The organism is Cellulomonas sp. P4_A2, assembly GCF_056402515.1.
This window is the reverse complement of record NZ_JBFUHG010000005.1, coordinates 140,951-152,781: the sequence shown is the minus strand read 5'-3', so window position 1 is coordinate 152,781 and position 11,831 is coordinate 140,951. Positions and strand designations below refer to the sequence as shown.

Genomic DNA, 11,831 nt, shown 5'->3' with positions numbered 1-11,831 from the left:
GTCACACCTTGGTGTAGCGGGAGAGGGTGACCAGCGACGAGATCGCGGCCAGCACGATGGCGATGATGATGAGGATCGGCGCCACGGTGAGCACGTCGGCCGTGTCCACGTACGGGATCCAGTTGACGGACTCCGAGAGCCAGTCGCTGACCAGGTACTCGACGCCGAGCCAGAGCCCGGCCACGGCGAGCAGCGCGCCCACGGTCGCGGCGATCGCGCCCTCGAGCATGAACGGCAGCTGGATGAAGAACGTCGAGGCGCCGACGAGCCGCATGATCCCGGTCTCGCGCCGCCTGCTCAGCGCCGAGAGCCGGATCGTCGTCGTGATCAGCAGGACCGCCGCGAGCAGCATCACCGCGGCCAGACCACCGGCCAGCAGGGTCGCGTGGTTGAGCACCGAGAACAGCTTGTCGAACAGCCGTTGCTGGTCCTGGACGTCCTCGACGCCCGCCCTGCCCGACACCACGTCCGCGACGAGCTGGTACTTCTGCGGGTCGGTCAGCTTGATCCGGAACGACGAGTTCATGTCGTCGACCGTCACGGCCGCCGTCCAGGCCTGGTCCTTGAACTGCTTCTGGAACGACGCGAAGGCCGCTTCCTTGGTCTCCGTGTAGATGTGCTCGATGTACGGCTTGATCTCCGGCGACGCGAGCGCGGCCTCGATGTCGGCGCGCTGGTCGTCGGTCACCTCGCCGCTCGCGCACGTGGGCACCGACGAGTTCTGCGGGCACAGGAAGACCGAGACCTCGACCTTGTCGTACCAGTCGTCCTTCATCTTGCCGATCTGGATCTGCAGCAGAGCGGCCGAGCCGACGAAGGTCAGCGACACGAAGGTGACGAGGATGACCGAGATGGTCATGGACAGGTTGCGACGAAGACCGAGGCCGATCTCCGAGAGGATGAACTGCAGGCGCATCAGCGGTCCGAGCCGTAGACGCCGCGGGACTGGTCGCGCACGAGCTCACCCGTGGCCAGCTCGATCACGCGCTTGCGCATCTGGTCGACGATCTCGTCGTCGTGCGTCGCCATGACCACGGTGGTGCCGGTGCGGTTGATGCGGTCGAGCAGGCGCATGATCCCCAGGGAGGTCGTCGGGTCGAGGTTTCCCGTCGGCTCGTCGCAGAGCAGGATGTTGGGCCGGTTGACGAACGCGCGCGCGATGGCCACGCGCTGCTGCTCACCACCGGACAGCTCGTGCGGGCGACGCTTCTCCTTGCCGGCCAGGCCGACCATCTCGAGCGTGTCCGGCACCGTGGTCAGGATGTGGTGGCGCGGCTTGCCGATGACCTGGAGCGCGAACGCCACGTTCTCGAACACCGTCTTGTTGGGCAGCAGGCGGAAGTCCTGGAACACCGCGCCGATCTGCCGACGAAGCTGCGGGACCTTCCACGACGACAGCGTGCCGAGCTCCTTGCCGGCGACGAACACGCGTCCCGCCGAGGCCCGCTCCTCGCGCAGCACGAGGCGCAGGAAGGTCGACTTGCCGGAGCCGGAGGCGCCGACGAGGAAGACGAACTCCCCGCGCTCGACGTCCAAGGACACACGGTCGAGGGCCGGTCGGGCGCCTCGCGCGTAGACCTTGGTGACGTTCTCGAATCTGATCACTGTGCTCGTGGCCAGTGTTCGGGGACGGGGTGAGAGAACTGAAGCGGTCAAGCGCTGGCCTCGTCGAGAGTAGGCAGCGAGCACTGCCCTACCCGGTGGTGACACGCCGACGGTTGCCTGTGAGAACGGGGCCGGCGGGGTGGTATGCCCGTTGTGTCCGGTCGTCAGGCCCCGCGCACCCGGAGTCGGTGCACCTCGCCGAGGTCCTCGCCACCGGTCTCGAGCTGCTCGCGCCGCGCGTCGAGAGTCCCGGCAGGGTCCTCGAGGACGTCGGCGAAGGCGACCTCGGCGGCCCCGACGAGCTGCGCGTCGGACGCCAGCTCGGAGCGGATCAGCTGGGCCTGCTCCCGGTTGGGCCCCAGCGTGCGCGCGTACGCCTGCACGAGCGTCGGCTCCAGCGTCGGGTACAGCGCGCCCAGCGTGCCGCCCAGCACCACCACGCGCGGGTTGAACAGGTTGACCAGGCTGGCCAGCCCGAGTCCGACCCATTCCCCCGTCCTGCGCACCCCGGCGATCGCGCGCCGGTTGCCGACGGCGACGTCGTTGATCACGTCCTCGATGTCCGACTCCCTGGGGTCGCGGCCCACCGCGCGGATGATCGCCGCGTCGCCGATCTCGGCCTCCCAGCAGCCCCGCGACCCGCAGGAGCACACCCGGCCGCCCGGCTTGACCAGCAGGTGCCCCACTTCGCCGGCATACCCGCCGGAGCCCTTGAGCAGCTCGCCGTCGACCACCACGCCGCCGCCGACGCCGACCTCGCCGCGGACGTAGAGGACGTCCTGCGAGCCGCGCGCGGCACCGCGCAGGTACTCGGCCACGACGCCCAGGTCGCCGTCGTTGCCGATGGTGATCGGGTAGTCGTCGCCCAGCTTCTCGCGGAGCATGTCCGCGAGGTGCACCTCGTGCCAGCCCAGCGGGGGCGAGCGCCGGACGAGGCCGTCCGGCTGCCGCACGCTGCCCGGCACGGACACCACGAGCCCGAGGCACAGCGAGCCCGGCGTCGCGCGCCCCTGCATCTCTGTGGCCAGCGTCGCGATCAGGTCGACCACGGCAGGCACGTCGTGCGTCGAGGTGCTGTGCAGCCTGCGCCGCACCTGGAGCAGGTAGCCGCCGAGGCCGACCCGCGCCGCGCCCACGCTCGACGTCGTGATGTCGAACGCGAGCACGTGGGCGCTGGTGCTGACCGGCTCGACGACGTTCGACGGCCGGCCCTTGCCACGCACGACGCCGGGTCGCTCACGCACCAGCCCGAGCTTGACGAGCTCAGAGGTGAACGACCCGACGGTCGAGCGGTTGAAGCCGGTGCTGGCCACGAGGTCCGACCGTGTGGCCGGGCCGTTGAAGTGCAGGAGCCGCAGGACGGCCGAGAGGTTGGCGCGCCGGACGTCGTCCTGAGCCGACGCGTCCGCACGCCGGACGGGCGGACCAGCACCTAGCCGCACGCGCGCCTCCCTTCCGTTCTCCGAGGCTAGCCGCGGCCGGTCGACCGGGCCTGTCGACGGGAGATGGCGTCCACCGCTGCCGCCGCCGCCAGGACGGCGCCGGTGACAACGTACTTGACGCCCGAGGAGTAGCCGAGCAGGGCCATGCCGTTGTCGATCACGGCGATGACCGCGGCACCGATGAGGGCATCGATGATCCGGCCCTTGCCGCCGAAGAGCGACGTGCCACCGATGACGGCCGCCCCGACGGCGTACAGCAGCACGTTCGAGCCGCCGGCGTTCGGGTCCACGGACGTGGCACGCGACGCGGCGAAGATGCCGGCCACGGCAGCCATGGAGGAGCAGATCATGAAGCACGCCAGGCGCACGCTGGCGACCTTGATGCCCGCACGACGCGTCGCCTCCGCGTTGCCACCGACCGCGTAGATGTGCCGGCCGAACGCGGTCCGGGTGAGCACGAATCCGAGCACGAGCGCCAGCGTCACGATGACCGGCACCACGATGGGCACGCCGATGATCGAGGTGCGCAACGGGTTCAGGCTCCGCTCCTGGTTCAGGACGGCGACCATGCCCAGGACGAGAACGGCGATCGCGCCGATCTTGATCGCGATGATGCCGACGGGCGCGGCGAGCAGGCCACGCTTGCGACGCAGCTGCCACGTGCGCAGGCTCGACACCCCGTACGCGACGACGGAGAGGATCCCGATCGCCCAGCCGATCAGCGGCGGGACATTCTTGTTCTGGATCGCGGTGATCACCGGGTCGCTGATCGAGATGTTGCCGCCGGAGCCGATGATGAGGAGCACGGCGCCCTGCAGGGCCAGGAACATCGCCAGCGTGACGATGAACGACGGGATGCCGAGCCGGGCGACAAGCGTGCCGTTGATCAGGCCGACGACCAGACCGGCGACGATTGCGCCTCCGACGGCCGCGTACCAGGGCAGGCCGTTCTTGGTGAGCGCGGTGGCCAGGATCGCCCCGCAGAAGCCGGACGTGAAGCCGGCCGACAGGTCGATCTCGCCGAGCAGGAGGACGAAGACGAGCCCCATCGCGATCGTCGCCACGACGGCGCCCTGCTGGAACAGGTTGGCGATGTTCAGGGTCGACGGGAAGGTGTTCGGCTTCATGATCACGAAGATCGCCAGCAGCACCAGGAGCGCCAGGATGGCCGGCAGCGACCCCATGTCGCCGCCGCGCACCTTGCTCCAGTAGTTGGTGACGGACTCGCCGAACGTCGGCTGCTCCACCGAGCCGGCCAGGAGCGAGGGCGCCGCGTCGTTGCGGTCGGGACGGGAGACGGTGGGCGTGCTCATGCGGGGGTGCTCCCGTTCGGTGCGTCGTTGATGGTCGAGGCGGCGCCCGCGGGAGTCGGCGCGAGAGCGGCCGAGCCGCTCGTGATCAGCTCGATGATCTCGCTGCGCGACGTGTCCTTGGCGCGCACCTGCGCGGCCGTCTGGCCGAGATACAGGACGTTGACGGAGTCCGCGACCTCGAGGACCTCGTTCATGTTGTGGGACACGAGGATCACCGCGAGGCCGGCATCCGCGAGTCGGCGGACCAGCTGCAGCACCTGCTCGGTCTGCGCGACGCCGAGAGCGGCGGTCGGCTCGTCCAGGATGACCAGCTTGGAGTTCCAGAGCACGGCCCGGGCGATCGCGACGGTCTGCCGTTGCCCGCCCGACAGGCTTGCGACGTGCTGGCGGATGGAGCGCACGGTGCGTACCGAGAGTGAGGCGAGCACCTCCGCCGCACGCGTCTCCATGGCCGACTCGTCCAGCCGGAAGCCCTTCTTGATCTCCCGGCCCAGGAACATGTTGTGGACGATGTCGAGGTTGTCGCACAGCGCGAGGTCCTGGTACACGACCTCGATGCCGAGCGCATTGGAGTCGCCGGGGGACGCGATGTGCGTGAGCTCGCCCTCGAAGTAGACCTCGCCGGCGTCGAACGGGAAGATCCCCGCGATGCCCTTGATCATGGTCGACTTGCCGGCACCGTTGTCGCCGACGAGCGCGGTGACCTCACCGGCTCGAGCCACCAGGTCGACTCCACGCAGCGCGTGGACCGCGCCGAAGTTCTTGCGGCCTCCACGCACCTCGAGCGTCGGGGGCGGGGCCAGGTCGGGTGCGGCATGCGCTGCTTGGGTCATCGTCCACCTCGTCGTCACTCGGTTCACCCCGCGGCGTTGCGGGTCTGTGCGGTCGTGCTGTGGTGCTCAGGCACCAGGCCGGGGCCGGCCGCYCCCGCGGMCCGSCCCCGCCTGATACCTGGGTGGCCGCGGCGKCGCGGCCACCCAGGTGTCGTGATCAGGAGATGCCGGCCTCGGCGCACTTGGCGGCGAAGTCCGCGGTGCAGACCTTCTCCTTGGTGGTGTACCCGTCCGCGATGACGTCCTTGACGTTGTCGAAGTAGATCGCCTGCGGGTCCAGGAGGACCGCCGCAACCTTCTTCTGCGTCTCGGAGTCCTCGACCTCGCCCGTGGCGAGGCTCGAGGTGTCGTCACCGTTCGCAGCCGCGATGGCCAGCGCCGCAGCGGCGTCGGCCTCCTTCTTGACGGCCTTGTAGACGGTCATGCACTGGTCGCCCGCGAGGATGTTCTGCAGGCCCTGGTCGGTCGCGTCCTGGCCGGTGACCGGGACGGTGCCGTTGACGCCGTTCTTCTTCAGGATGGCGATCGCGGCGTTGCCGAGACCGTCGTTGGCTGCCAGGACACCGTCGATCTTGCCGCCGGTCTCCGTGTACATCTGCTCGAAGATCGTGCCGGCCTGCTGGTTGTCCCAGTCGGGAACGGCCTGGTCGGCGACGACGGTGTAGTCGCCGCTGTCCGTCTTGGCCTTGAGCGCCTGGACGGCGCCGGCCTTGAACAGCGTGGCGTTGTTGTCCGTCGGCGAGCCGTTGAGGAACGCGATGCTCGCCGACGTCTTGCCGGCGTCGGTGAGGCACTTCTCGAGGCCCTCACCCTGCAGCTGGCCGACCTTGGTGTTGTCGAACGAGACGTAGTAGTCGGCCCCGCCGCCCAGCGTCAGGCGGTCGTAGTCGATCGTCGCGATGCCCTGGGCCTGTGCCTTCTGCAGCACGGCCTTGCCGGAGCCCGAGTCGAGGTTGACGATCATGAGGACGTTGACGCCGCTCGTGATCATGCCGTCGGCGATCGTCTGGAACTGGTTCTTGTCGCCCTGCGCGTTCTGGATGTCGTAGTCCACGCCGGCTGCCTCGAAGGCCTCCGCGAGGTACTTCGCGTCCGCCGTCTCCCAGCGCGCCGAGGACTTCGTGTCGGGCAGGATCACGCCGACCTTCGCCTTGGTCGCGGCTGCACTGGAGTCGCCGCTTGCCGTGTCACCGCTGCTGGGCGTGTCGCTGCTGCCACAACCGGCCAACAGGAGTCCGGTGGCCATCACGGCCGCCGACGCCAGAATCATGCTCCGTCGCATTGTGCTCCCTCTCGTGACGACGCCTCGTTGCGCTCGTCTCCACCCGGCGCTTACGGGCGCTCGGACTATGTTGCGGGCGACAACATATGGCCCTCGCCCGACGAACCACAAGGTCACGGGGGCAGTTCGTGGTCAAACCGTGATGTTGTCACCCAGACGTGACCCGACCGAGACCTCCCCGAAGCACGGGTCCGCCGAGAATGTTCGGCCGGGCAACAAAGACGGAAGTGCAGGTCAGGACGCGGACTTCTCCGCGGAGCGGCGCCAGCGGATGCCCGCCTCGATGAAGTCGTCGATGTCACCGTCGAACACGGCGGCGGGGTTTCCCACCTCGTGCTCGGTCCGCAGGTCCTTGACCATCTGGTACGGCTGCAGGACGTAGGAGCGCATCTGGTCGCCCCAGCTCGCCTTGACGTCGCCGGCGAGCTCCTTCTTCTTCGCGTCCTGCTCGGCCTTCTTCACCAGCAGCAGCCGCGACTGCAGCACGCGGAGCGCGGCGGCGCGGTTCTGGATCTGGGACTTCTCGTTCTGCATCGAGACGACGATGCCGGTCGGGATGTGCGTCATGCGCACCGCGGAGTCGGTCGTGTTGACGGACTGCCCGCCCGGGCCGCTCGAGCGGAAGACGTCGACCTTGATCTCCGACTCGGGGATGTCGATGGAGTCGTTCGACTCGATGAGCGGGATCACCTCGACGGCCGCGAAGCTCGTCTGGCGCCGGCCCTGGTTGTCGAACGGCGAGATGCGGACCAGGCGGTGCGTGCCGGCCTCGACCGACAGGTTGCCGAACGCGTAGGGCACCTTCACCTCGAAGGTCGCCGACTTCAGGCCGGCCTCCTCCGCGTAGGAGGTGTCGAGCACCGTCGTCGGGTAGCCGTGGCGCTCCGCCCAGCGCAGGTACATGCGCAGCAGCATCTCGGCGAAGTCCGCCGCGTCCACGCCGCCGGCGCCCGAGCGGATGGTCACGACCGCCTCGCGCTGGTCGTACTCCCCCGACAGCAGCGTGCGGACCTCGAGCTCCCCCAGGTCCTTCGTGATCTTCAGCAGGTCGGCCTCGGCCTCGGCGAGCGTGTCCTCGTCGTTCTCCTCGGCCGCCATCTCGACCAGCGTCTCGAGGTCGTCGATCCGGCCGCTCAGCTTGCTCATGCGGTCCAGCTCGGCCTGCGTGGCCGACAGCGCGCTCGTGATCTTCTGCGCGGCGTCCGGGTCGTCCCAGAGGTCCGGCGCCGAGGCCTGCTCCGAGAGCGTCGCGACCTTCGCCTCGAGCGCGGTGGGGTCGCTCACCGCCTGGATGGTGCCGAGGGTGGTGCGCAAGTCATGGATCGCGGTGCTGAAGTCGGTGGTCGCCACAACCGTCCAGGCTACCGGAGCGGCTACGACGCACGCGCCGACGACTCCGCCTCCAGCGTGATCCCGTCCTGCCACGGCGCGAGCACCCAGCTGAGCACGACCGGGTGCGTCACCGCGCCGAGGTGCACGTGAGCGGACGTGCCGTCCGGGGTCGACGCGTCGAGTACCACGAACTGGTCCCACTGCCCGGCGGCGTCCGGGTTGTCGCGCAGGTACTGCTCGACCTCGTCCCGGACGGCCCCGTCGGTCAGCGGCAGGCCCGGGTCGTGGTCCGACCCGGGCGCGTAGTACCGCTCTCCCGCGACGGCATCGGCCCCCTCCAGCGCCAGCACGTCCGCGAGCGCGAGCAGCCGCTTGCGCTCCAGGTGCACGTGGGCGGCCGACGCGACCACGGTGATCAGGAGCAGCGCGATCACGACGAACCCGAGCGTCAGGATCATGATCTGGCCGTCCTCGTCGTCCCGCTTCATCCGTGCTCCCGGTAGGCGTCGACCGGTGCCACCCGCTCCGCGCTGACCGGGACCTCCAGCGGGACGACGTCGCGGACGAACTGCGGGACGAACGGCAGCGGCACCACCAGGTCGACGCGGGCGGCCACGTCGCTGCCGGGCTCCAGGCAGGGGGTCGACGAACAGCTCAGGGTCAGCGCCTCGACCGGGTCGTCGTCGAAGCCCTGGTCCCGCAGCGCGATCCCGGTCGCGGCGACCGCCCTCGCCGCCCCCTGGTCGGCCGTGTCGGCGACGACGTACGTTCGGGCCGCCTCGCGCGCGGCACCCTCGGCGGCGAACGACGCCGCCTCGAGCCGCCCGAGCACCAGCACCAGGTAGATCAGTGGCACCAGGAGCACGAGCGCCAGGCCGAGGAACTCGACGACGGCGCTGCCGGAGTCGTCGCTGTGCCACCTCACGGGGTCTCCACCAGGGCGTGGCCGTGGACCGTGAGCGAACCCCCCGGGCCGAGCAGCCCGACCAGCGGCAGCGGCGCGACCACCTCCACCTCGATCTCGTCCAGGCCGTCGATGCGGGTGGTCGTCGCGGTGACGTCCTGCGCGTAGGAGTCGGCGAGCGACTGCCCGACGAGCTCGCGGGTGCGTGCCGCGCCGTCCGCCGGCTGGTGTCCCGCCTGCGCGGCGTACCGCGCCCCCTCGGAGGCCGAGTCGATGAGCGTGTTGCGCACGTGCAGCACGATCGTCAGCTGCAGCACGCCGACGAACAGCACGGTGACGAGCGCGCCGACGAGCGCGAAGTCGACGATCGCCGACCCGTGCTCGGACGTGCTGGGGTTCCAGGGCCGCCAGACTCGGCTCAGGGCCCGGTGACCCCGTCGATCGCCGTCTCGAACACGTTGGAGAGCGCCGGCCCCGCGACGAGCCAGAGCGCGGTGACCAGTACCGCGGTACTACTAGGTGGGTTAGAATTGGGGTATGCCCACAGCCCGCCGAAACCGCCGCCACGACCCCTTCGATCTCGACCTCGGAGGGCCCGATTCGTGCGTGATCTACCTCCGTCTGTCGCAGGACCGCACCGGCGAGGGGACCGCCGTCGAGCGGCAGGAGAAGGAGAGCCGCGCGCTCGCCGCGCGCCTCGGGCTGGTCGTGGATCGCGTCTACCGCGACAACGACTTCTCGGCGACGAACGGGCGGACGCGGCCCGACTTCGAGCGGATGCTGGCTGATCTCGCCGACGACCCCAAGCCGATCGTCGCCTGGCACCAGGACCGCCTGCTGAGGCTGACGTCCGACCTGGAGCGCGTCATCGCCCTCGACCTGCCGGTGCACTTCGTGGCGTCGTCGGACCTCGACCTCGCCACGCCCGCAGGCCGCGCCGTCGCGCGCACCATCGCCGCGTGGAGCGCCTACGAGGGCGAGCAGAAGGCCGCGCGGCAGCGGTCGTCCAACAAGCAGTCGGCCGACAACGGCCGGTGGCAGTTCTCGAACCGGCCGTACGGCTACCGGCGAACCGACGGCAAGGTCGTCATCGTCCCGGAGGAGGCCGACCTGATCCGCGAGGGCTACCGGCGCTACCTCGCCGGGGAGTCGTTCTACGCCCTCGCGAACGACTGGAACGCGCGCGGCATCACGACGTACGCGGGCAAGGCGTGGTCCATGACCGTCGTTCGACGGATGCTCCGCAACGAGCACTACGCGGGCCTGTCCGCCTACCTGGGTCGGCGCGTCGAGCCCGAGCAGATCGAGTGGGAGCCGCTGATCGACAAGGCGACGTTCCACGACTTCGAGGTGATGGTCGACGAGCGGGCCCGGCCCGGTGGGTGGTCCACTCGGACCAAGCACCTGCTCTCGGGGCTGCTGGTCTGCGGCCGGTGCGGGGCACGGATGCTGGCCCGGCCGGAGAAGGACCGCACGGGCCGACCGGAGAAGGACCGCATCACCTACGCCTGCCACGACAACTGGTGCGCCGTGATCGCGGCCGAGCCGGTCGACGAGGTGGTGGTGGGAGTCGTGCTCGACCGCCTCGCCGACCCGCTGGTGGTGCGGCGGCTGCGCGAGGCACCGGACATCGCGCCGCTCGACGAGGAGATCGCCGACGTGTCCAGACGCCGGAACGCGATCGTGTCGATGGTCGCGGACGGTCTGCTGGACCGGCGCGCGGCACGTGACCAGGCGACGCGGCTGACCGACCGGCTCGAATCGCTGCGCAAGCGCCGCGCGGTGCTGAGGTCGCGGTCGCCGCTGACGGACCTGGCCCTCTCGCGGTCGGTGCCGAAGCGGTGGGAGGCCCTCCCCCTGGTCGACCAGCGCCGCGTGATCGTCGAACTCGGGATGACCGTCTACATCGACCCGCTCGGACGCGGCCACAAGGGCCGCGAGATCGAGCGCATCCGGGTGGACTGGGAGCCCGTCGCCGACGTGGCCGACGTGGAGGAGGTCGCCTGATGAAGCACTACGACGAGACGATGGACACGCCCGACATGAACCGCGTGCTCGCGGTGGCGTACCGAGGCGGGACGTTGGAGCAGGCGCTCTCGGTGACCAGCAAGATCCCGCCCGAGGACGTCCGGGAGTTCTGGGACGACACCCTCGCGGGCATGGCCCGGCACCCGCTCGGACCGGGAGAGTTCTACTCGATGATCGAGGAGTGACAACGGCCGCCTGACCCCTCGGAGATCGGGGCCACGGCCACCATCTCGACTCGTGAACGGGCGGCTGAGCAGCTGGATACCGGGGTAATCTGGGACTTGCACGAGGCGAGCGCTGATGGCCCCCACAGACGGGAGCCGTCCGGGAGTCCGTAGGGCGTCAGGCGGCACGAGAGGCCGGAAACCGTCCCAGCGGCCCGTCATCGAACCAACAGCGGGCGTGCACTCCGAACCATCGGGAGTGCTCCCATGCCTCGCTATGCCACCGTCGCCGCAACGGCCCGGTTCCTCGACGTCTCCGTGAAGTCCGTCCGCAACGCCACCTACCGGCACCTGTTCGCCGCGTACCGCGCACCCGGTCACCGCGCACTCGTGTTCGACCTCGATGAGGTAGCCGAGGCCGTCACCGCCGACGCCGGTGCGCGACTCCGGATCGGGCCCCGCTCCCCGCTCTACGCGGGCGGCAAGGCCGAGGTCCGCGTGCTCGACCACGCCGTCAGGGTCGAGGCGTGAACGCCGCCGTCGCGGAGGCCGTCGCCCGCATCGTCGCCGCCGCTCCCCCGCTGACTGAGGACCAGGCCGACACCCTCGCGGCGATCCTGCGGAAGCAGCCGCCGACCCCGCCGCCGCCGCCCGTGAAGCGGACCCCGCGCACGCCTCGCAAGCGCTGGGACGCGGCGGGGCTGACCCGGTGAGCGCGCTGGAAGGTCGCGCGATGAGGCCCGTGCCGAGGGGCGTCGTCACCGACCTGGTGAAGCAGGCCGCTGCTGACCAGGGACTCCGGGCGTTGACGACCTTGCTGGGAGAGCAGACCTTCGTCCGATGCGTCCTGTGCTACCCGAACGGGGTGGAGGTGGGGGACGGGGAGTGGGGTCCGAGGCGGACGGTGAACCTGGTCAGTTACGGGCCC

At 70.1% G+C, this 11,831-nt stretch carries 14 protein-coding genes; 4 read left to right on the top strand and 10 right to left on the bottom strand.

What is annotated here, in order from left to right:
- Nucleotide 1 precedes the first annotated feature (1 nt).
- The 10 genes from ftsX to AC1DUE_RS06955 form a co-directional block, all read right to left on the bottom strand.
- Nucleotides 2-916 (bottom strand): permease-like cell division protein FtsX, encoded by a 915-nt coding sequence (gene ftsX, locus AC1DUE_RS07000; protein ID WP_477038681.1) that lies wholly within the window; start codon nucleotides 914-916, stop codon nucleotides 2-4.
- Nucleotides 916-1,605: a cell division ATP-binding protein FtsE gene (ftsE, locus tag AC1DUE_RS06995; RefSeq protein ID WP_477038680.1), complete on the bottom strand. Its 690-nt coding sequence runs from the start codon at nucleotides 1,603-1,605 to the stop codon at nucleotides 916-918. Before ftsE ends, ftsX begins: the two co-directional genes overlap by 1 nt.
- Nucleotides 1,606-1,769: 164 nt before the next feature.
- Nucleotides 1,770-3,047 (bottom strand): ROK family protein, encoded by a 1,278-nt coding sequence (locus AC1DUE_RS06990; protein WP_477038679.1) that lies wholly within the window; start codon nucleotides 3,045-3,047, stop codon nucleotides 1,770-1,772.
- A gap of 26 nt (nucleotides 3,048-3,073) precedes the next feature.
- On the bottom strand, nucleotides 3,074-4,360 hold the full coding sequence (locus tag AC1DUE_RS06985) for a sugar ABC transporter permease (RefSeq protein WP_477038678.1): 1,287 nt from the start codon (nucleotides 4,358-4,360) through the stop codon (nucleotides 3,074-3,076).
- Complete coding sequence (locus tag AC1DUE_RS06980; protein ID WP_477038677.1) at nucleotides 4,357-5,193, bottom strand: ATP-binding cassette domain-containing protein; 837 nt, start codon at nucleotides 5,191-5,193, stop codon at nucleotides 4,357-4,359. The genes AC1DUE_RS06985 and AC1DUE_RS06980 overlap by 4 nt, the downstream gene beginning before the upstream one ends.
- A 157-nt stretch (nucleotides 5,194-5,350) precedes the next feature.
- Nucleotides 5,351-6,463: a sugar ABC transporter substrate-binding protein gene (locus AC1DUE_RS06975; RefSeq protein ID WP_477038676.1), complete on the bottom strand. Its 1,113-nt coding sequence runs from the start codon at nucleotides 6,461-6,463 to the stop codon at nucleotides 5,351-5,353.
- Between the two features lie 246 nt (nucleotides 6,464-6,709).
- Nucleotides 6,710-7,825 carry a peptide chain release factor 2 gene (gene prfB, locus AC1DUE_RS06970; protein WP_477038675.1) on the bottom strand — a complete coding sequence of 372 codons (1,116 nt, stop codon included), beginning with the start codon at nucleotides 7,823-7,825 and terminating at the stop codon, nucleotides 6,710-6,712.
- Between the two features lie 23 nt (nucleotides 7,826-7,848).
- Nucleotides 7,849-8,295, bottom strand: coding sequence for a pilus assembly protein TadG-related protein (locus AC1DUE_RS06965; RefSeq protein ID WP_477038674.1), 447 nt, complete (start codon nucleotides 8,293-8,295; stop codon nucleotides 7,849-7,851).
- Nucleotides 8,292-8,732 (bottom strand): pilus assembly protein, encoded by a 441-nt coding sequence (locus AC1DUE_RS06960; RefSeq protein ID WP_477038673.1) that lies wholly within the window; start codon nucleotides 8,730-8,732, stop codon nucleotides 8,292-8,294. Before AC1DUE_RS06960 ends, AC1DUE_RS06965 begins: the two co-directional genes overlap by 4 nt.
- Nucleotides 8,729-9,079 (bottom strand): TadE family protein, encoded by a 351-nt coding sequence (locus AC1DUE_RS06955; RefSeq protein ID WP_477038830.1) that lies wholly within the window; start codon nucleotides 9,077-9,079, stop codon nucleotides 8,729-8,731. Before AC1DUE_RS06955 ends, AC1DUE_RS06960 begins: the two co-directional genes overlap by 4 nt.
- Before the next feature lie 238 nt (nucleotides 9,080-9,317).
- Between AC1DUE_RS06955 and AC1DUE_RS06950 the strand changes: the two genes are divergently transcribed.
- From AC1DUE_RS06950 to AC1DUE_RS06935, 4 genes are all read left to right on the top strand, one after another.
- Complete coding sequence (locus tag AC1DUE_RS06950; RefSeq protein ID WP_477038672.1) at nucleotides 9,318-10,718, top strand: recombinase family protein; 1,401 nt, start codon at nucleotides 9,318-9,320, stop codon at nucleotides 10,716-10,718.
- Nucleotides 10,718-10,924: a hypothetical protein gene (locus AC1DUE_RS06945; RefSeq protein ID WP_477038671.1), complete on the top strand. Its 207-nt coding sequence runs from the start codon at nucleotides 10,718-10,720 to the stop codon at nucleotides 10,922-10,924. The genes AC1DUE_RS06950 and AC1DUE_RS06945 overlap by 1 nt, the downstream gene beginning before the upstream one ends.
- 246 nt (nucleotides 10,925-11,170) lie before the next feature.
- Nucleotides 11,171-11,434 (top strand): hypothetical protein, encoded by a 264-nt coding sequence (locus tag AC1DUE_RS06940; protein ID WP_477038670.1) that lies wholly within the window; start codon nucleotides 11,171-11,173, stop codon nucleotides 11,432-11,434.
- Nucleotides 11,431-11,616, top strand: a complete 186-nt coding sequence (locus AC1DUE_RS06935) for a hypothetical protein (protein WP_477038669.1) — start codon at nucleotides 11,431-11,433, stop codon at nucleotides 11,614-11,616. The genes AC1DUE_RS06940 and AC1DUE_RS06935 overlap by 4 nt, the downstream gene beginning before the upstream one ends.
- The last annotated feature ends 215 nt before the right edge of the window (nucleotides 11,617-11,831 follow it).

What these genes read in the sequence shown, in the direction of transcription:
- ftsX (WP_477038681.1), bottom strand. Translation starts at nt 916, where the DNA reads ATGCGCCTGCAGTTCATCCTCTCGGAGATCGGCCTCGGTCTTCGTCGC.
- AC1DUE_RS06985 (WP_477038678.1), bottom strand. Translation starts at nt 4,360, where the DNA reads ATGAGCACGCCCACCGTCTCCCGTCCCGACCGCAACGACGCGGCGCCC.
- AC1DUE_RS06980 (WP_477038677.1), bottom strand. Translation starts at nt 5,193, where the DNA reads ATGACCCAAGCAGCGCATGCCGCACCCGACCTGGCCCCGCCCCCGACG.
- AC1DUE_RS06975 (WP_477038676.1), bottom strand. Translation starts at nt 6,463, where the DNA reads ATGATTCTGGCGTCGGCGGCCGTGATGGCCACCGGACTCCTGTTGGCC.
- AC1DUE_RS06965 (WP_477038674.1), bottom strand. Translation starts at nt 8,295, where the DNA reads ATGAAGCGGGACGACGAGGACGGCCAGATCATGATCCTGACGCTCGGG.
- AC1DUE_RS06945 (WP_477038671.1), top strand. Translation starts at nt 10,718, where the DNA reads ATGAAGCACTACGACGAGACGATGGACACGCCCGACATGAACCGCGTG.
- AC1DUE_RS06940 (WP_477038670.1), top strand. Translation starts at nt 11,171, where the DNA reads ATGCCTCGCTATGCCACCGTCGCCGCAACGGCCCGGTTCCTCGACGTC.